This is a genomic window from Yoonia maritima, assembly GCF_003003285.1.
In the GTDB taxonomy this organism is placed as follows: domain Bacteria; phylum Pseudomonadota; class Alphaproteobacteria; order Rhodobacterales; family Rhodobacteraceae; genus Yoonia; species Yoonia maritima.
Genome location: NZ_PVTP01000004.1, coordinates 211,677 through 229,323, shown reverse-complemented (window position 1 = coordinate 229,323; position 17,647 = coordinate 211,677). Strand labels below are relative to the sequence as shown.

The 17,647-nt window shown below is 51.4% G+C and carries 14 protein-coding genes and 1 tRNA gene; 6 read left to right on the top strand and 9 right to left on the bottom strand.

The features are described 5' to 3' along the window. Positions 1–62 precede the first annotated feature (62 nt). The 5 genes from infA (at position 63) to CLV80_RS07720 (ending at position 2,362) form a co-directional block, all read left to right on the top strand. A complete protein-coding gene (gene infA, locus CLV80_RS07740; protein WP_007205486.1) occupies positions 63–281 on the top strand; it encodes a translation initiation factor IF-1 in 219 nt (72 codons plus the stop codon). A gap of 90 nt (positions 282–371) precedes the next feature. Then, positions 372–977 carry a Maf family protein gene (locus CLV80_RS07735; protein ID WP_106356609.1) on the top strand — a complete coding sequence of 202 codons (606 nt, stop codon included), beginning with the start codon at positions 372–374 and terminating at the stop codon, positions 975–977. Next, positions 974–2,008, top strand: a complete 1,035-nt coding sequence (locus CLV80_RS07730; RefSeq protein WP_106356608.1) for a ribonuclease E/G — start codon at positions 974–976, stop codon at positions 2,006–2,008. Before CLV80_RS07735 ends, CLV80_RS07730 begins: the two co-directional genes overlap by 4 nt. Beyond that, positions 2,008–2,193: a DNA gyrase inhibitor YacG gene (locus tag CLV80_RS07725; RefSeq protein ID WP_106356607.1), complete on the top strand. Its 186-nt coding sequence runs from the start codon at positions 2,008–2,010 to the stop codon at positions 2,191–2,193. Before CLV80_RS07730 ends, CLV80_RS07725 begins: the two co-directional genes overlap by 1 nt. 94 nt (positions 2,194–2,287) lie before the next feature. Next, positions 2,288–2,362, top strand: a tRNA-Phe gene (locus CLV80_RS07720). 438 nt (positions 2,363–2,800) lie between these two features. Here CLV80_RS07720 and CLV80_RS07710 read toward each other — a convergent pair. Further along, positions 2,801–2,983 carry a DUF4102 domain-containing protein gene (locus CLV80_RS07710; protein WP_207766538.1) on the bottom strand — a complete coding sequence of 61 codons (183 nt, stop codon included), beginning with the start codon at positions 2,981–2,983 and terminating at the stop codon, positions 2,801–2,803. 153 nt (positions 2,984–3,136) lie between these two features. Here CLV80_RS07710 and CLV80_RS07705 point away from each other — a divergent pair, with 153 nt between their 5' ends. Continuing rightward, positions 3,137–4,303, top strand: coding sequence for a PIN domain-containing protein (locus CLV80_RS07705; RefSeq protein ID WP_106356602.1), 1,167 nt, complete (start codon positions 3,137–3,139; stop codon positions 4,301–4,303). Between the two features lie 188 nt (positions 4,304–4,491). Here the strand turns inward: CLV80_RS07705 and CLV80_RS07700 are convergent, their stop codons facing one another. The 8 genes from CLV80_RS07700 to CLV80_RS07665 all read right to left on the bottom strand — a co-directional run bounded on the left by CLV80_RS07700 (position 4,492) and on the right by CLV80_RS07665 (position 17,620). Continuing rightward, on the bottom strand, positions 4,492–7,332 hold the full coding sequence (locus CLV80_RS07700) for a UvrD-helicase domain-containing protein (protein ID WP_106356599.1): 2,841 nt from the start codon (positions 7,330–7,332) through the stop codon (positions 4,492–4,494). Between the two features lie 720 nt (positions 7,333–8,052). After that, positions 8,053–8,406: a hypothetical protein gene (locus CLV80_RS07695; protein ID WP_106356597.1), complete on the bottom strand. Its 354-nt coding sequence runs from the start codon at positions 8,404–8,406 to the stop codon at positions 8,053–8,055. A 112-nt stretch (positions 8,407–8,518) separates the two neighbouring features. Beyond that, entirely contained in the window at positions 8,519–9,604 is a 1,086-nt protein-coding gene (locus CLV80_RS07690; RefSeq protein WP_106356594.1) for a dynamin family protein, read from the bottom strand. Between the two features lie 2 nt (positions 9,605–9,606). After that, positions 9,607–11,691 carry a dynamin family protein gene (locus tag CLV80_RS07685; RefSeq protein ID WP_106356592.1) on the bottom strand — a complete coding sequence of 695 codons (2,085 nt, stop codon included), beginning with the start codon at positions 11,689–11,691 and terminating at the stop codon, positions 9,607–9,609. A gap of 155 nt (positions 11,692–11,846) precedes the next feature. Next, a complete protein-coding gene (locus CLV80_RS07680) occupies positions 11,847–12,638 on the bottom strand; it encodes a hypothetical protein (protein ID WP_106356590.1) in 792 nt (263 codons plus the stop codon). A 281-nt stretch (positions 12,639–12,919) separates the two neighbouring features. After that, entirely contained in the window at positions 12,920–13,792 is an 873-nt protein-coding gene (locus CLV80_RS07675; RefSeq protein ID WP_106356588.1) for an NAD(P)-dependent oxidoreductase, read from the bottom strand. 36 nt (positions 13,793–13,828) lie between these two features. Then, complete coding sequence (locus CLV80_RS07670; RefSeq protein ID WP_106356586.1) at positions 13,829–15,715, bottom strand: acyl-CoA synthetase; 1,887 nt, start codon at positions 15,713–15,715, stop codon at positions 13,829–13,831. Between the two features lie 114 nt (positions 15,716–15,829). After that, positions 15,830–17,620: an ABC transporter transmembrane domain-containing protein gene (locus tag CLV80_RS07665; protein WP_106356584.1), complete on the bottom strand. Its 1,791-nt coding sequence runs from the start codon at positions 17,618–17,620 to the stop codon at positions 15,830–15,832. Positions 17,621–17,647 lie beyond the last annotated feature (27 nt).

The following is a 17,647-nucleotide window of genomic DNA, read 5'->3' as shown; positions in this document are numbered from 1 at the left end:
GGTTTCGGGCGCATTTAGGCGCCGTCCGCCAAGTTCGGCGGAGGTGAAACACAGGAGATCACATGGCCAAGGAAGAACTGCTCGAATTCCCAGGTGTCGTGAAAGAACTTCTGCCAAACGCGACGTTTCGGGTCGAGCTGGAAAACGGCCATGAGATCATCGCGCATACGGCAGGTAAGATGCGCAAAAACCGCATCCGGGTTCTGGCTGGCGACAAAGTCCAAGTCGAGATGACACCCTACGATCTGACTAAAGGTCGGATCAACTATCGCTTTAAATAAGGCGAAACGCATGTTTCGCCCACTGCGGGTCGGCGTTTTGCCTTTGGGCAAAACGCGGCCGCCGCTTAGCAACAGCGAAACGGCAACCCAATGACGACGCTCCCCCCTCTTCAAGACCTTCAGCTTGTGCTTGGATCCGGTTCGCCACGGCGGCTCGAACTGTTAGCGCAGCTAGGCGTAACGCCCATCGCGATTCGCCCACCCGATATTGACGAAGACCCTCACAAAGCTGAACTGCCGCGCGATTACGTAAACCGGATCGCTGCTGAAAAGGTTGCTGCGGTTGTTGCGGGCGAAGGCGAGGTCGTGCTTTGCGCAGATACCACCGTCGCATTGGGCCGGCGTATCATGGGGAAACCCGGCGATACGGGCGAAGCCGCGGCATTTCTTTACGCGCTCTCTGGCCGTCGGCACAAGGTCATCACATCGGTCGCCGTCAAACGCGGCGATCAGATTTGGCAAAAAGACGTCCAAAGCACCGTCGCGATGAAGCAGCTATCAGATGCCGAAGTGAACGCCTATCTAGCAAGCGGCGACTGGCAAGGCAAAGCAGGCGGATACGCCATCCAAGGCCCAGCAGGCGCATTCATCCCCTGGATCAACGGATCCTACACAGGGATCGTCGGCCTACCGTTAACAGAGACCGCCGGACTTTTGACCGCTGCAGGTTTCCCACTTTATAAAGGTGACACATGAAGGGGCGCTCAATCATTCTTGACCACATTGGCGATATCGAAGTCGCCGCATATCTGGTCGATGGCAAGCTCGACGATCTGCTGATCGACGACGTTGACGCCCCACGCCCCGGCGCAATTTACCGTGGCATCTGCGACCGCCCTATCAAGGGCCAAGGCGGGATGATGTTGCGCCTACCTGACGGCGAAACCGCATTTTTACGCGCGGGCAAAGGCCTGCGTCCCGGCCAACCACTGCTGATCCAAGTGACCGGATACAGTGAAGGCGGCAAAGCAATTCCAGTGACTGACCGCGTACTTTTCAAAAGCCGCTACGCGATTGTCACTCCGGGCAAGCCCGGCCTGAACATCTCGCGTCAAATCACAGACGAAGACACACGCGACAACCTATTGGCCATCGCGCATGAAGTCTTTGACAGCGAACATGGCTTAATCCTGCGGTCATCATGCGAAGCCGCGGATGAGGCTGAAATTGCCGAAGACATCGTTGCGATGCTATCGCTTGCAGACGCTGTCCTAGGTGACGCGGAAGGCACCACCCCCGAGGCACTGACCGAAGGCGATGGACCGCACACAATCGCATGGCGCGAATGGTCCAGCGTAGCAAACGTCGTGACCGACGCAGGTAGCTTCGAAACACACGGCGTACTCGATCAGCTCGCAGCACTAGAAGGCCCGATGGTGCCATTGGGCGAAGGCACGATGTACGTCGAGCCAACGCGCGCCCTTGTCGCAGTTGACGTCAACACCGGCAATGACACATCGCCAGCCGCTGCGCTTAAGGCAAACCTTGCCGCCGCCCGCGCCCTGCCCCGTGCACTACGACTGCGCGGACTTGCCGGACAAGTCAGCGTAGATTTCGTTTCGATGTCCAAGGCGCACCGCAAACAGCTTGAGCAATCGCTACGCGCCGCTTTCAAGAACGACCCAATCGAAACCTCGCTCGTCGGCTGGACCCCGATGGGGCTGTTTGAACTACAGCGAAAACGCGAACGCGCGCCGTTCCCCAAACAACTCTTTGCGAACCTCTAATGGCCTGTCCGATCTGCAAAAAACCAACAGAGACAGCGTTTAGACCCTTTTGTTCTAAGCGCTGTGCAGACATCGATCTGGCCAAATGGTTTAGCGGCAGTTACGCGATTCCAGCCGCCGATCCCGAGGATACAGAAGAGTTGGAAAACGAACTTCGCGCCGCCGAGGAAAAGAAACCGCACTAACTGTGCATTTAACCCAACTTCCCTCTGGACACCCCCCGCCACCGCGTCTAAAACGCCGCTACCCAAGGGGATGCAGCAAGCATAACCAACCCGTGCCCGGGTAGCTCAGGGGTAGAGCAGTGGATTGAAAATCCTCGTGTCGGTGGTTCGATTCCGCCCCTGGGCACCACTTAACTTACTGAAAAAGTTTAATAAATACCGTCTTGAGTATGCTGGTTGTGCTTGTCGCATTTGACTTGGGTGTCATATGGGTGCCACCAGCCTGAGCCATAGTGGATTCTGGTTAGGCTTGGGGCAGAAATACAAGTTGAAATCCCATCGCGAATACTCGCGAAAAAACCTGTTTAGCCCTACAGTGATATTGTTGCCATGGACGACATGATTGCGCCATTTCTCACCGTCAGGGTCCGTAGTCGCGAGAAAGAAGCAGCTATCACAAGGCGATCCTTTCCAGAGACTTTCCAGAAAACCCACCATGCTTTGGTGGATGATGCAGTCGTCGTCATAATCCTTGAATGCGTAGGGATGCCCTTTACGAGGGCGAGCGGTATGGTTCACGCGATTTCGCATGTTGTTTCCTTTCGAAATGTACGGGGAGGACGGGGCGCTAAGGGCCGATTTTGATACGCCTACGCGCACCGTTCGGTCGGACCAACGTGTAGAACACCTTGGCACCTGTGGTCGACACACGCACATGCAAGCCGTTTACTTTCTGGTCGCTCACCTCGTACCTTTTGGTGGTCGCCCGTGGCATCGCGTCGAGCGATTTGGTTGTCAGCATCTGTTTCATACAGACATCGTAAGACACCCAGAATCCGCGTGTCAGGGTACAACTTGAAGGGGAGCGAAAGGTAGTGCTATCAGATGGGTACTTTTGGCGAAGACGCCGGGCATAGAAATCTTGAGTCGCCGATGAAGATTTCGAAGAAGGTTGGGTTAGGCCGTGAAATACGACGCAATTACGATTGATACTCAAGTAGTTTATTCCAACGATCTTGAATTTGATACCGGATTGGTGGGTCAACTCGACCAATTCAAAGATGGCCTAGTGCAGTTTCTGTTGTCAAAAATCACGGTGCGAGAAATCCACAAGCCGCTAACAGAAAAAGCAAAAGCAACACAGGATGCGCTGATCAAGGCAATCAGAGCGGGTCGGTCGAATAGCCAACTCTCTGATCAGCAGTGCGCCGAGTTGGAAGCTATTCGAGATGGTATGCTGAAGCCCTCCGAACACGCGAAAAACCAGCTGGCTGAATTTACCACGAATGCCGGAGCCGAGGTTGTTTCTGCGGACACAGTCGCTGTTAGGTCACTGTTGGACCGATACTTCAAGAATGATGCTCCATTTGCCAGTAAAGGCAAAAAGAATGAGTTCCCGGATGCCATCGCACTTCTGACTTTGGAACGCTGGGCGATTGAAAAACAAAAACGGATTCTTGCGGTCAGCAATGACGGAGACTGGAAATCATTCGCGGAACAGAGCGAGTACATCGATGTCGTAGATGATCTTGGGAAAGCTCTTGAGATATTGAATGATTTGGCTGAGGAAACAGTTCCTCTTGCCAAGGATGTTTTGGGTTTGGTTCGCGCAGGTGATCCTGATTTTACGCAATACCTCACGTCACGTTTAGAATATGCGGTGGAGTCGGAATGTCCCTACCTAGAATTTGATGGGCCAATGCCAGGCGAGGATGAGGGCGCGAGTCTATCCCTTGTCGATTTTGAGATTCCTGGGTTGGAAGACGAAAGCACTAATATCGACATTGTCCGCGTTGGCACGCAGGGATTTGCTTTCAGGGTGCCAGTCAGCATCACTGCCAACGTTTATGGTGAAATTAGCTTCTCTATCAGAGATTCTATCGACAAAGACTATATTTCGATGGGTTCGACCTCCGTTGAGCAAGAAACTGAGTTTGACGCTTTCCTTTTGCTTGAGATCAGTCATTTTCAAGACGACGAAGACGAAAAATCTGTGGTATATGAACTCGAAAATGTAGAGCTCTTAGATGCCCCGAGTTCTGTTGACGTCGGTTACATTGATCATTCTCTTGCTGAGCCCGACTATGACTTCGAAATGGAATACATGCTTGAAGAGCAAGAACCGCACTGAACCTTTGGGAGGTCGGTTTGTTTTCTACTTCGCACTGAGCGGTTAAATGCGGAATGCACCGTGCATGATCTCAACCCCCAATAATTGAAGGGCGCCATAGTGAGGAGGTGCGAAATGATCCCATCCATTTGCTGGAATAGATGGAGTTAATCTAGACTGCTCAATTCGCTGTAGAGCCACAGAATGGGTCAATTTTTCTTTTTTGCAATCTTCGCCTTACCTTTGCAGCGAGGGAAACTGACACATCCAAGAAACGAGCCATATCTCCCTTTTCTTTCGACCAGCCACCCGTCTTCACAACTTGGACAGCTCGGGTATTCAGCGCCGCAAGAACACTTGCTCATACCTGTGGTTTTGTTCCGATCTGGCAGGCCAATGCCGCAGGAAGCACATGCATTCAATGAATGTCCGCAGAGTGTGGCATGTTCGCACCTGTACCATGTCCGACCATCTTTGGTAGGAACAGGAATCAGATGCCCACCACATTCGCCGCATGTGTGGTTGAATTCTACTTGCTCGTCTGCGCCGGTTGTCCCGTATTCAGGATCATCCAACAACTCGGAAACGAAGGCTGATTGTTTTGAAGCTGAACCCATTAGAGTCACGGATTTTCGGGCGCGTGTCAGCGCGACGTACATAACCCGGCGTTCTTCGGCATTCTCAAATGGCTCGGCCTCCGGCGAAACAAGGCTTAGGAGTGGGTCGTCAACAATTTCTGACGGAAAGCCTGTACGGCCACGAAACATGTTCAGGATCACCACGTGATCTGCCTCTAGCCCTTTCGATGCATGGATCGTGCGAAACGAGATGTCCAAATCCGAGAACTTGCGACGCAGTTGCGCGAGATTGGATGGGGCTAAGTGTCGATAACGGCCAAGCAACAAAACCGAGACTGGCTGCATTCGTTGGGCCGTCCCTTGCAACGAGTGAAGCACTTGCTCCAGCTTGTTTTTCTCATCGGCTTTGATTGTCGAGACAACTTTCAACGCAGGCATATCTGACGTGCCAGCTGGTATCACTGTCTTGTTCAACTGGGCCGGGTTTTGCAGCACAAATCTCTTTGCAGCATGTGCAATCTGATCGACTGAACGGAAAGTCCTTCCCAAATCTACAGTGCGGTGAACACCAGATTGCCCATCAAATACTCCCCCAAACTCGTCGCCGAAATTTCGCATGAGATTGATGTCGGACCCGGCAAATCGGTAGATCGATTGCCAATCATCGCCAACTGCGAAAATGCGTGCATCACTGTGTTGTGCCTTTAGTGCTTTGACCAAGCGCCCTCGACTGCGGGAGATGTCCTGAAATTCATCTACCAAGATGTGTCTGAAAGGGCTGCGATATTCTTTCGTCTCGGCATACTTGGTTGCCCGCAGGATCATGTCTTCAAAATCAATCCGTCCGTTTAGCTGTGTTTGATATTCTGAATAAACAGGCTCAAAAATCGACAAAAAGGTTGAAGCCCGTTTGCCAAGTTTCAAGGTACGCCCTTTCTCGGCGCATTCGTTGAGTTGGTATCCACCTCCTTTGTAATGTTTCAAGAAGGTTCCAAGCAGCTGCACAAAGCTGTCGGCTTGGTTTAACTCGACCACCCTGTCAAAGAGTGTTTCAGGGGATCTTGGATTGACGGTCTCAAAGGGCGCAATTTTTTCGGCAAGGGCATCCAGCAGCGAACCGTCTTCTCGTTCATAACTGAACGTCTCGATCAAAGTCGTTTCGTGTTCGGCGTGGACACCACGCTTCCAGTCCATGCCAGCGAGATATTCTTCGCGATCTACGAATGGCGCAGTTGACAGCCGATAGGTTCCGTCTGCCGATTTCGTACGTCGAACACCAAAGTGCTCAATGTAGATGCCGCTTTTTGTTAAGCGGAAATCTGGACAGTAGTCACGGAAGCCACCTTCGGAAACCTTATGCTCGTAGTCGGGTTCGTACTCGTATTCGATGCCGTTCTCATACAGCCAGTTGGCAATCATCAACTCTTCAAAGCTCTTAACCTGCTCCCCTTGAAGGGTGCGAAGATCAAGCTTTTCAATGTAAGTGTAGTAGCTGTGCTTTTTCTTGAAATCCCACTCGCTTTTCTCATCAAGACGGGTGTGGGAAAACCAACCAACAATGGACTTGGACACCTCAGAAGCCGTCTTGACCAAGGCCCTGAGAATATCTCGGATCAAGGCAAGATACGCTTTGTCGTCGGTGGCATGTGCGGCCAGCGCTGGCTTGCTTCCCTCAACTGTCCCTATGATGTCATAGGCCAACGAATGAAACGTTCTGGCCTCCAACGGCTCACCGCACTTTGCCTCTATCCGTTCACTCATCTCTTTGGCGGCAGCACTTGCAAACGCCAACAGCAGAAGTTCCTCTGGTCTGCGTGCACCAGACTTTAACAAGTAACCAGCTTTGGCCGTTATGACGCTGGTTTTCCCTGAGCCCGCGCCAGCCAAAACCAGTGTTGCATCTTCATCCGAAACGATTGATTTCCGTTGTTCTAGTGTTAGCGGGTTGCTTTCAAATGTCTCGAAAAACTCGGCCCACTGAACCAATTGTCGTTCCTCGAAAGCTGAAATTGCCTGCTGCCGTAAGTGCCGAGCGTTTCGTACAAATCCCTGTATTTTATCGATTTGACCCCGATGTGCATCCTCTAGGGCCTCTTGTGGTAGCTTGGAAAGAAGACGCTGATCGAGACCGCGAGCACGCTCTAGTATTGGAGACACCACGCACGCTGCCGGGTAGGTCGCTGGGTTAGAAAGCTCTCCAATTTGCAGCACCAATGCATCAATGAGTGCACGACTTTGTTCAAGATCGGCCTGAATGGCCGCTTCCCAGTCCTCACGAATAGCGTTCGAAAAATTGACCGCGTCTTTGGGCCGGGCGCCTTTGAGAAAGTGTGCAGGTTGGTCATCCAATCGAAGCGTCAGAGACGCACCCCAAAAACCATTCTCAACTGTTGGAGCGGATGCTAGTTCTCTCAGCGTGCCGTAGACCAAAGGCTTGGCTTGTACGACAATCTCGTTCCCATCGTACTGCATGTACTTGGCATGTTTGCCAAAGGGATTGAGGAAGAGCCCTGCCAGTGGTTTTTGTTGTAAGCGGCTCAATATGCTGGAACTTTCAAATCGGTAGGATGGGCGAACTAGGGTCTAGGATATCAACCAACCTACTTGCCGGAAACCCGAAATGGGGAACTCAAAAACAAGCTTGATGGAGCGTTGTGGACGGCAGGTGTGGCCACTGGGTGCCTGATGGGTGCCGAGAGTGGTGAGCTTGACTGAAACGGACTGGTTTGCCCTACAATTGATTGGAGACCACAGGGTATTGAAGCGAAACACTTTTTGCGTCGGTTCGAAGCTAAATGCGAGAGTTTGATTGGACGCCTAGGAAAATTGAAAATCCTCGTGTCGGTGGTTCGATTCCGCCCCTGGGCACCATTCTTTCTTTTTGGTATTTAATATCAAATAGTTAGGTTACGTTTTTGTCCCACCAGATATTACCCCCGCTGAAAGTGGGACACTTTTGTCCAGCGTTTGTTCTGGTGAAAGACGGCGAAGCGCGCTTTCCGCCCTCCGAAACACGGGGTAGGACTTTGGCTATCGCAGCCTAAACCCTTCCTCTTCGAGGATGCGGTCGATAAGCCCCCCTCTTGAACCAATCGTCCCGACAGTAGTTCGCACAAAAAAACTGCACCGAGAAAGCCCTCGATGCAGTCTAGATTTACAGCCCGGCATACGATGTGCCGCTGTGATAATTGCTTAAAGTGAGAGTGTTTGCTCTACCTTTTTAACCTGAACACGTGCCATGCCAAGGTTTGCAGATTTTTTGTCCAAAGCAACGTACAAGAAGACTGTCGGGGACTGCTCAAGAGGGCGGATCAGGTGGAACTGTTTGCCCAATGTGATCAGAATGTCATCGATTCTGTCGTCAAGGCCCAGCATTTCGATAGCTGAAAGTTTAGCTTTAACGACTTCTGTGTTCGCAGCGCCAGCAGCTTCAAGGTCAAGCTTGCCGCCACCTTCTGATGCCATCATCAGACCAGTTTCACTATCAACCAGACATGCGCCGATAAAACCACCGATTCCTGAAAGACCTGAGATATCTGTAGACATAATTTTTTCCTTACTAGTTACAGTTTGTTGGGGGATATTCCCGCCTATTTTGGGAGGTTCCGAGCTCTCCTCGGTTCCCAATTCGTTGCCTGAGACGACCGGCGTCTCAGCTTTAACTGACCCTGTCCAACCGACACCAAGATCCTTCAGAAAAGTCTTTAATTTCATGTCGGACCTGAGTGATTGCGGTGGATAGGTTTGTGTCGTTTAAAATGCTCACTGATAACAAGTTGTTAATCGTACCAGCGTGCGACTCGGATGAGTGTTCATCGCGCCCAAAGGTGTCTTTTAAATGATCGATTAGGGCGAAAAATTGGTCATTTGTGGTTACATTTGCAGCCCTAGACAAAACTTCTGCCAATTCTTGGACTTGGACCTTAACATCGGCCTGTTTGGGCGCGTCAACGGGCGCTTCAGTTTCAATTCGATCGTTTTCAACCGCAACTTCTTGCACCAAATCGCCTTCGCGCTCTGCACGCTCAGCACGAAATTGAATAGCATCCGCGACGCGGCTCGAAATTGCAGCGGTAAGATCAGCAGCACCGCTTGTCGTCCAGCTATCGTCCGCGTCACTACGGGCCAATTTTGCAGAGATCGGCAAAATACTGTGAAACGATTTACCGGCCTCGCGCTTGCAACGCGACATCACACGTTGCACATCCTTGTCGTTGCCCACTTGATCAACACGAGTCACCGCCAACAGACTTTGACGTTGCACATAGGATGGAATGTTCTTCCAAGCCGCTTTTTCAGTTTGGCGCCATGCTTGGTTTGCAGCGGTACACCAAACAACAAAATCAACATGCGGACCGATAAGCTGCACAATATCGACCGCAAGGTTCGGATCAGAAATACCAGGGGTATCGACAATATCTGCATCGCGTAGAATCTCAGCTGGCAGGGTAAATCGAATAGCCAAATGCGCGTGCAAGGTTCCAAAATCAAGACCATCTTCGGACAGTTCTGTCAGCTTACCGTTGTTTTCTAAGACTTCTAACTTGCGGGTTTCGCCGTAAGTGATCCAAACGGTTGGCAGGTGTGTTGCTGTCACTTTTGTCGGCAAAAGTGGTTGCCCCAAAAGCATGTTCAGTAAAGACGACTTGCCCGCACTGTATTCGCCCATCAGCGAAAATCCCGGCTTTTGGGATGACCACACGGACAAAACTGCTTTGGCCTTATCTGAGATCTTACCGGTCATGTTTAGATAGCCGTCACTGAAAGATGGCTGATATCGCAATCATGCCGTGTTACATGGTGCAGAGCGTCCCGGATCTCATCCAAAGCTGCGATGCGTTGCGTAACTTCTCTCTCAAGTCCAAATGACTGGCGCATTTGTGCAACTTCTGGCGCATCAGCTGGCAACACTAGGTTCCGCAGCGTTTTGATGTGTTCGTCCATAAATCCTTGCAACTGAACGCGGGTTTGCGTTGCGAATTCTTGGATGTAGTCCTGCTGAAGATCATGGATGGTTGCAGCCATTTCTTCTGTCGCAAGCTTTTCAAAGTTTGCAACGTATGTGGCTTTTTTCCGCTGCTTTGAAAACATACGCCCCAGCCAACCCGTGCTTAGGTCGATCGTCATTGTTTTCATCAAGAAAACAGGTGTTTTCGGACGGCTAAATGTCGGTCCGACGACCGGGAATAACCCAGATTCGGTTCCTAAAACATCTGCATAAAGCCCGGCAATACTATCAGCGGTTTCCTGCATGATTTCACGTAGCTGCGCTGTACATTTGTTTGAAAAATTGTTGTAGGCGCTTATCAAATCGCGACGCAGCGTTTCGGTTTCTGGCGACCACTGCTTCAACCCTTCGCCCTTATCAACCAACTTTTCAAGGTCCCGTTTACCATTCAGAATAAACGAGCGGTAAACATCAGACATCGCATAAGTTGTCATCTTCAACGAGCTTTTCGTAAGCGCATCGTAGTCATCATTTAGCTTGCTAATGATCTGCGCGATACGTGCGGACAGATCTGATGCAGACATTGTTGCACCGGCCGTATTTTGACTGCCAACCGCATCGCGCAACAACAAAGTCGATTGGTTCACCAGATCAAGGCATTCATCACGCAATTTCTCGATGAAGGGCCAGCTCACGTCATGGGCGGACTTTGCGTCGATGACTTTCATCAGCTGTGAAATACCCGACAGATCGGATTCTACCGCGCTTTTACCATTCGGAAGTCGGGTCACATTCCCACTACTTGCACGCGAATCTTTCAAACTCTGATAAGCGGCACGGCTTTGCTCTGACAATGCATCGTAGTCACCAGAAATATCGGCTTGTCCCCATTTCGCGCTGCCAAAAACAATTGGAATGTCTTGCGGCAGTTTTTGCGTTTTCAAAGTTCTGCGGATGTAACTATCAATTTCATTGATCTGACGATGCGGATCTTCAAGCTCATCAATCCGATTGACGAACAGAATAATCTGTTCGTGCTGCAAGCCCATGATGATGTTGATCAAGCCAATATCCACAGTGCTCAGCGCTTGATGGGCGCTTAGACATATGACGCAGATGTCAGTCTCAGCAAGGTTATTAAGGGTAACCGCCTCACGGACAAGGAACGGGTCATTTACGCCGGGGGTATCCCGTATCACAACCGGGAGCGGAAACTGCGGGTTGTCAAAATACAGATCAGCAGATTTCGTCAGATCAGCAAAACGACCATTGCTGCCGTTCCCGGTTTCATCGTCATCGCCCAGACAAACATAACGCTTAACAAGCCCGTGATCGAATTCTCCAAAGCTATGGGTGTTTCCCAATAGCAATTTGAAATTCACGCCCAACCGCTGCTTTGCACGCCCCTGCAGTTCGCGTACCTGATCACGCATTTCTTCAGCTTCGTCTTCGAAATTGGTACGTGCTGCAAGCTCGCCCAAGCGACCACCCATGGTGGTCATCTCACTCCACTCCTCCTTATCAAAAAATTGGAACACCGCGCTTTTGCCAGCCGGCTGCGCGGTATTCATATGAAGCGAGGTAATAACAGACGTCCAAGGATTGACATCGGACGGTAATAGACCCGGCTGTCCGATCATCGCATTTGCCAAGGCTGTCTTACCAGCCTTCACCTGCCCGACCAAAGAAATCCGGGTTTCAAATTTCGAAAGCCGTTTCTGAATTTCCAAAGTACGGTCAAGCGCACCCGGCACGACCATCTTTTCCATTTTATCACTAACACGCACCAACTGTTCGATAGCACGCTTAGCGTCTTTTGATTTTGTTAGTTCGAACTTATCTAAAGCTCGGCGGTGGCTTTGCACCGTAGCAGGAGTAACCATGAATATATCCAACACAGATAACAATCTTTAACAACAACAGGCCACTTGACCTTAACGTCACAAGACCATCCGATTGCGTCTGTTTTATGACTTAAAACTGTTATAGCTAGGGGGAAAATAAAGATCTGCTTCACCTTTAAGTGATGTTGACGCCTCTATTTCCTTCCCAAATTCGACCGAAGAATGACTTTACTGGACGAATCTCTCACCTCAATTGCAAGATTTATTTCGCCCTTTTTGATGTTTTGTGCGGCATGGCGCAAACTTAGTACCCCATATGCATCACTCATCGCACCAACCTCCACCCGATCGCTCTCCTCACCCTGATCCCCAAGGCCAAGAAGATCCTGCAGCGCATACTGCAAATTAGATGCTTCGCTATCCGTCTCTCCCACAGAATAGGCGACCTGCTCGCCTGCAGAGACAGCGCCTTTAACAAGTTCAGAAATCTCCACAGGGGTCTTTGCACCCGCCAAAATATCGAATTTTCCGCGGTGGGCCTGAATTGATATTTCCTTATCCCCGATGCGTAGGCGAATAACGCGGGCAATTTCACATCGCTCAATCCGCTCGCATATGTTCAAAAGCGTTTGCAGCCCCAGATCGTCAAATTGTGGACGTTCGGATGACTGTTCTAGCTCGACCACGTCAAGGCCGCGTGTCTTTGGCAGAAACAGCCCGATGTTCAAAGACTGATCGCCCTCGCAAACTAACCCGCCCTGCAGGGTCGCAACCGACGTGCGGTCTGAAGTCCGTACGATCACAGTACACGCATCCGGTAGATAACACGCGGCGCGCAACAGCTCCACGCTTTGCTCTGCACGTTGACCGATCAAGGCCACGTCAGCAGCGCCAGATACGCTTTCTGGGAAAACCCCTTTTTGGGTAAAGCTGTAAAGCGCCAAGAAGCCGCGACTTTTTAAAATTGGCCAGTCTTCGATATTCATCAGCGCGGTTACCTTACCATTCGATACTAAACTACTATGGCGCGAGCCACAGAATCAGAAGAAAAACAATCCTGACCCAACTGCGCGCCTAATTACGCCGCTTGCTTCATATCTTGCAAGCAATGATGTCAAATCGGTAATCTTTGCGACAGCGACCGCCGATGACATCGTTATTAGCCCCAACCTAAGCAACATTCGACGCCCATGTCACTCTTGTTTTAGCTATATATAGGGCAAACTATGGCGCATGTGATCGCAGTCGCGCGCCATGCTCCAGTTACTTAATCCAGCGCCTGCAACCGCTTTAGCAATGATGACGTATCCCAACGTCCACCACCCAGCTTTTGCACGTCTTTATAAAACTGATCGACAAGTGCAGTCACTGGTAGGCTCGCACCGTTTTCATCAGCCGTGTCTAGGCAGATACCCAAATCCTTGCGCATCCAATCCACAGCAAAACCATGTTCAAAGTGATCATCCAACATCATTTCATAGCGGTTCGACATCTGCCAGCTACCTGCCGCACCTTGGCTGATCACCTCAACAACGGCTCGGCCATCCAAGCCAGCCTTTTGGGCGAAATGCAGCGCCTCTGACAGACCTTGTACCAAGCCTGCGATAGCGATTTGATTGCACATCTTGGTCATCTGCCCTGCCCCGCTATCGCCAATGCGGCGACAAATACGGGCGTAGGCGCTGATGACCGCCTCGGCCGTGTCATAGCTATCTTGGGCACCACCACACATCACGGACAGCACCCCGTTCTCGGCACCCGCCTGACCGCCCGAAACAGGCGCGTCAATAAACGCAATACCTTGTTCGGCCGCAGCGTCATGAAGTTCGCGCGTCACAGCAGCAGAGACCGTCGTGTGATCCACAAAAATGGCTCCGGGAGCCATGCCCGCAAACGCACCATCGTCACCCAAGCAGACGGACCGCAGATCATCGTCATTACCAACGCAAGACATGACCATACTTGCACCTTGAGCGGCCTCGCGCGGGGTGGTTGCCAGATGCCCGCTATGCGCGGACACCCATTTTTCAGCTTTCGCAGTCGTACGATTGTACACCGTCACATCATGACCTGCAGATTGCAGATGACCTGCAATGGGAAACCCCATAACGCCAAGACCTAAAAATGCGAGTTTCGCCATGATGATCACGTCCTTTACATGTGGGCGCGTTTGGCGTTACTCGACGATCTCCCATTTGACCGTAAAGTCACCCAACGCTTTTTCGATATCTTGATCCTTCACATCGCCCGTTTTTGCAATACGTGCGACAAGCCCGCGTTTTTTATCTTCAGCCACTTCGCGCACTTCGGCGCCAACCTTTTCCAAGACCTCATTATAAACCCGGGTGATCGCACGTTTGCGCAGATCAGGCTTAAAGATCTTGCCAACCGCAGTTTTGGGCAGCTCGTCTAGTATCTCCAGATACTTAGGGAAAGCAGCGCGTTCATGAATGTGCTCGTTGGCGAACGCGATCAGTTCTTCTGATGAAATCGCCGCACCATCAACCAATTCGACATAAGCGCAAGGAATTTCACCTGCGTGGGCATCGGGTTGGCCGATCGCACCAGCAAAGGCAACGGCCTCATGACCAGCAAGCGCTTCTTCGATTTCTGCGGGGTCGATGTTGTGACCGCCACGGATAATCAAATCCTTTGCGCGACCTGTAATCCAAAGGTACCCATCAGGATCGATCCGACCCAAGTCGCCAGTGCGCAGATACTGTGTTTCTGACTTATCGCCCCCATAATAAAGGTCCGCATTTTTATCTGCTTCGGTATAAGTCTTACCGTCAGACACGCCGGGGTTGGAAACACAGATTTCGCCGATCTCATCAGTGCCCACTTCGGAGCCCGTTGCGACAGACATGATTTTGATGTCAGTATACGGAAATGGTATCCCGATAGAGCCAACACGTTTCTCACCTTCAGGTGGGTTAATCGCGACAAGGCAGGTCGCCTCGGTCAAACCGTAGCCTTCGCAAATCGTAACACCCGCAGCGGCCTCAAACCGTTTGTAAAGTTCAAGCGGCAGCGGCGCAGAGCCACAAAACGCCAAACGTAGTGATGAAATATCGGCATCCACCTTACGCTGCATCAGCGCAGACATGGCCGTAGGTACCGTAATCATAAAGGTGACTTTGTGCTTTTCGATCAGCTTCCAGAAGTTATCGAAAACACCCTCGCCGCGATAGCCTTGCGGCGTGGGGAACACGACCTCTGCACCTGATCCAAGCGACGCACCGAGCGAAACAATCGTTGCAAAAACATGGAACAGCGGAAGCGGGCAAATCTGCACGTCTTGTTCGGTGAACAACAAACGATCACCCAGCCACGCATTATACACGATACCAGAATAACTGTGCTGTACGACCTTTGGCATCCCAGTGGTACCACCGGTATGGAAATACGCGGCAACACGGTCTGTAGTGCTATCGGCGAACGCTAATTGCTTAGGCTGCTTCGCTACCTCAGAATTGAAATCCAAAACACGCGCGTCGTGGTTGGTTGGGTTCTTAGGACGGATCAGCGGAACGATGAATTTTTTCAGGCCCGTCAGATACCGAAGCAGATCAACCTCAAGAACGGTTTTCACGTTTGGGGCAAATCGTACGGCCTCAGCCGCCTTTTGCGCGACATCGGTCTTGGGAAATGCCTTGAGCGTCACCAAAACCTTTGCGTTGGTTTCACGCAAGATGGCCGAGATTTGCTCGGCCTCAAGCAGCGGGTTAATCGGGTTCACAATCCCGGCCACCTGCCCGCCAAGATAAGTCAGAATCGTTTCGGTCGCATTCGGCAGCAAAAACGCAACAACGTCATTTTCGCCAACACCCAATGAACGAAACAAGTTCGCCGTTTGCGCGGTCTTCTCGCGCAATGTGTCCCAAGACAGGGTCTCACACTTTGCGTCTGGGTCCGACATCAGGCTAAAGCTAACCGCATTGCGCGCGCCGTGCTTTGCAGCCGTCTGACTTAGCATTTCATAGGTTGTTGTGGGCAGCTTACGCTGATCCCATGGCTTTTCGTTCTCGATCGCATTCCGATCAGCGACAGTCGCATACGCCATGCCGTTTCTCCTCCCCTGGTATTTCGCCGCCTGTTAACGGGCGGTCATTGTCTTGCGGGACAGCGTGGGCATATACGCAAATTTTCGCAAGTCTGACGCTGCGAAATTTTCGCACTATTCTGCGGCAACACCGTCGGTAAATTGCAATTTTGCCAAACGCGCGTACAGACCACCCTGCGCCACAAGACTATCGTGGGTCCCTTGAGCGACGATCCTACCCTCTTCGAACACAACAATACGGTCCGCTTTTTTGACCGTTGCCAAACGGTGGGCGACAATCAGCGTCGTGCGCGTTTTCGCCAGCTCATCAACGGCACTTTGAACGGCATGTTCGCTTTCTGCATCAAGCGCGCTTGTGGCCTCGTCGAGCAATAAAATCGGCGCATCACGTAAAATCGCCCGCGCAATGGCGATACGCTGCTTTTGCCCACCTGACAGCATCACGCCCCGTTCACCAACATAGCTTTCATAGCCGTCAGGCAACGCCATCAAGAAATCATGTGCGGCCGCGGCTTTGGCGGCTTCTTCAACCTCAGCATCTGTCGCAGCTGGACGGCCAAAGCGGATGTTTTCACGCGCCGTGTCGGCAAAAATCACCGGGTCTTGTGGCACCAACGCGATATGCTTGCGAAATTCGGAACGCTCCAGTTCGCGTAGATCCTGTCCGTCCATTCGAACGGAACCAACCTGCGGATCATAAAATCGCTGCACCATGTGGATCATCGTGCTTTTACCAGCCCCAGAAGGCCCAACAAGCGCAACGGTTTCACCCGGTTTAATGTCTAAGTTAATACCGTGAAGCGCTGGAATATCCGACCGCGAAGGGTAGCTAAAGTGAAGATTGTCAAACGTCAGGCCACCCTTCACCGGCGCAACGACAGCTTCGGGTTCATCTGGGTCCTGGACAGTATCTTGAATTGTTAGCAATTCAACTAACCGTTCGGTTGCACCAGCTGCACGTTGCAGCTCGCCCCAGACTTCGGACAGGGCAGCGACCGCGCCGCCTACCATGATTGTGTAAATCATAAACTGAACCAAACCGCCTTCGGTCGTTTCGCCTGTGCGGACATCTTGCGACCCCATATTCAGGAACATCACGATGGCAGAAAACACCATAAAGATAACCAGCGCAGTTAAAAATGCGCGGGTTAAAATACGGCGACGCGCAGACCTATAACTTTGTTCAGTCACCTCATCGAACTTCGCGCGACTACGATCTTCGTGGGTAAAGGCCTGCACCGTTTGGGCCGATAGCAATTGTTCAGATGCGCCACCGCTTGATTCGGCGATGAGGTCTTGATTTTCCTTCGAAAGGCTCCGGACACGGCGACCCAAGATCATCATAGGAAACAGCACGACAGGGATCGGCCAAAGAACCATTACGCTCATCTTGACCGAAGTCAAAAGCATCAACACGACGCCACCAAGGAAAATCAAAACATTGCGCAACGCGATAGATGCCGAACTGCCAACGACAGAAAGGATCAAAGTGGTGTCCGTGGTAATGCGGCTTAACACCTCGCCGGTCATCACGCGTTCATAAAATGCAGGGCTCATCCCGATCATGCGGCCAAAGACCGCTTTGCGAATGTCCGCAACAATGCGTTCACCCAGCCGGGTCACAAGAAAATAACGCACCGCCGTGCCCAAAGCGAGCAACCCCGCGAAAATAAGCATCGTCGTAAAGTGCTGCGACAACATCTCTCCGTTATCTGCACTAAAGTTATCGACGATCAACCGTGCAGCAATTGGTAAAATTAGCGAAATGGTAGCCGTAAAGATCAACGCAAGCCCAGCGCCAATAATGTTAAGCTTATAAGGCTGTAGAAACGGCCAGAGCGCCTTGAGCGCGCTAATTCGTTTTCCTGGTGCGCGTTCTTCAACGACTTTGGGGGATCGGGCCATTACAGTCTCATCTATATTGCTTGCCAA

Bases quoted from the DNA above. Each gene is read 5' to 3' on its own strand.
- infA (WP_007205486.1), top strand. From the start codon at position 63: ATGGCCAAGGAAGAACTGCTCGAATTCCCAGGTGTCGTGAAAGAACTT.
- CLV80_RS07735 (WP_106356609.1), top strand. From the start codon at position 372: ATGACGACGCTCCCCCCTCTTCAAGACCTTCAGCTTGTGCTTGGATCC.
- CLV80_RS07730 (WP_106356608.1), top strand. From the start codon at position 974: ATGAAGGGGCGCTCAATCATTCTTGACCACATTGGCGATATCGAAGTC.
- CLV80_RS07725 (WP_106356607.1), top strand. From the start codon at position 2,008: ATGGCCTGTCCGATCTGCAAAAAACCAACAGAGACAGCGTTTAGACCC.
- CLV80_RS07710 (WP_207766538.1), bottom strand. From the start codon at position 2,983: ATGAAACAGATGCTGACAACCAAATCGCTCGACGCGATGCCACGGGCG.
- CLV80_RS07700 (WP_106356599.1), bottom strand. From the start codon at position 7,332: ATGCAGTACGATGGGAACGAGATTGTCGTACAAGCCAAGCCTTTGGTC.
- CLV80_RS07695 (WP_106356597.1), bottom strand. From the start codon at position 8,406: ATGTCTACAGATATCTCAGGTCTTTCAGGAATCGGTGGTTTTATCGGC.
- CLV80_RS07690 (WP_106356594.1), bottom strand. From the start codon at position 9,604: ATGACCGGTAAGATCTCAGATAAGGCCAAAGCAGTTTTGTCCGTGTGG.
- CLV80_RS07685 (WP_106356592.1), bottom strand. From the start codon at position 11,691: ATGGTTACTCCTGCTACGGTGCAAAGCCACCGCCGAGCTTTAGATAAG.
- CLV80_RS07680 (WP_106356590.1), bottom strand. From the start codon at position 12,638: ATGAATATCGAAGACTGGCCAATTTTAAAAAGTCGCGGCTTCTTGGCG.
- CLV80_RS07675 (WP_106356588.1), bottom strand. From the start codon at position 13,792: ATGGCGAAACTCGCATTTTTAGGTCTTGGCGTTATGGGGTTTCCCATT.
- CLV80_RS07670 (WP_106356586.1), bottom strand. From the start codon at position 15,715: ATGGCGTATGCGACTGTCGCTGATCGGAATGCGATCGAGAACGAAAAG.
- CLV80_RS07665 (WP_106356584.1), bottom strand. From the start codon at position 17,620: ATGGCCCGATCCCCCAAAGTCGTTGAAGAACGCGCACCAGGAAAACGA.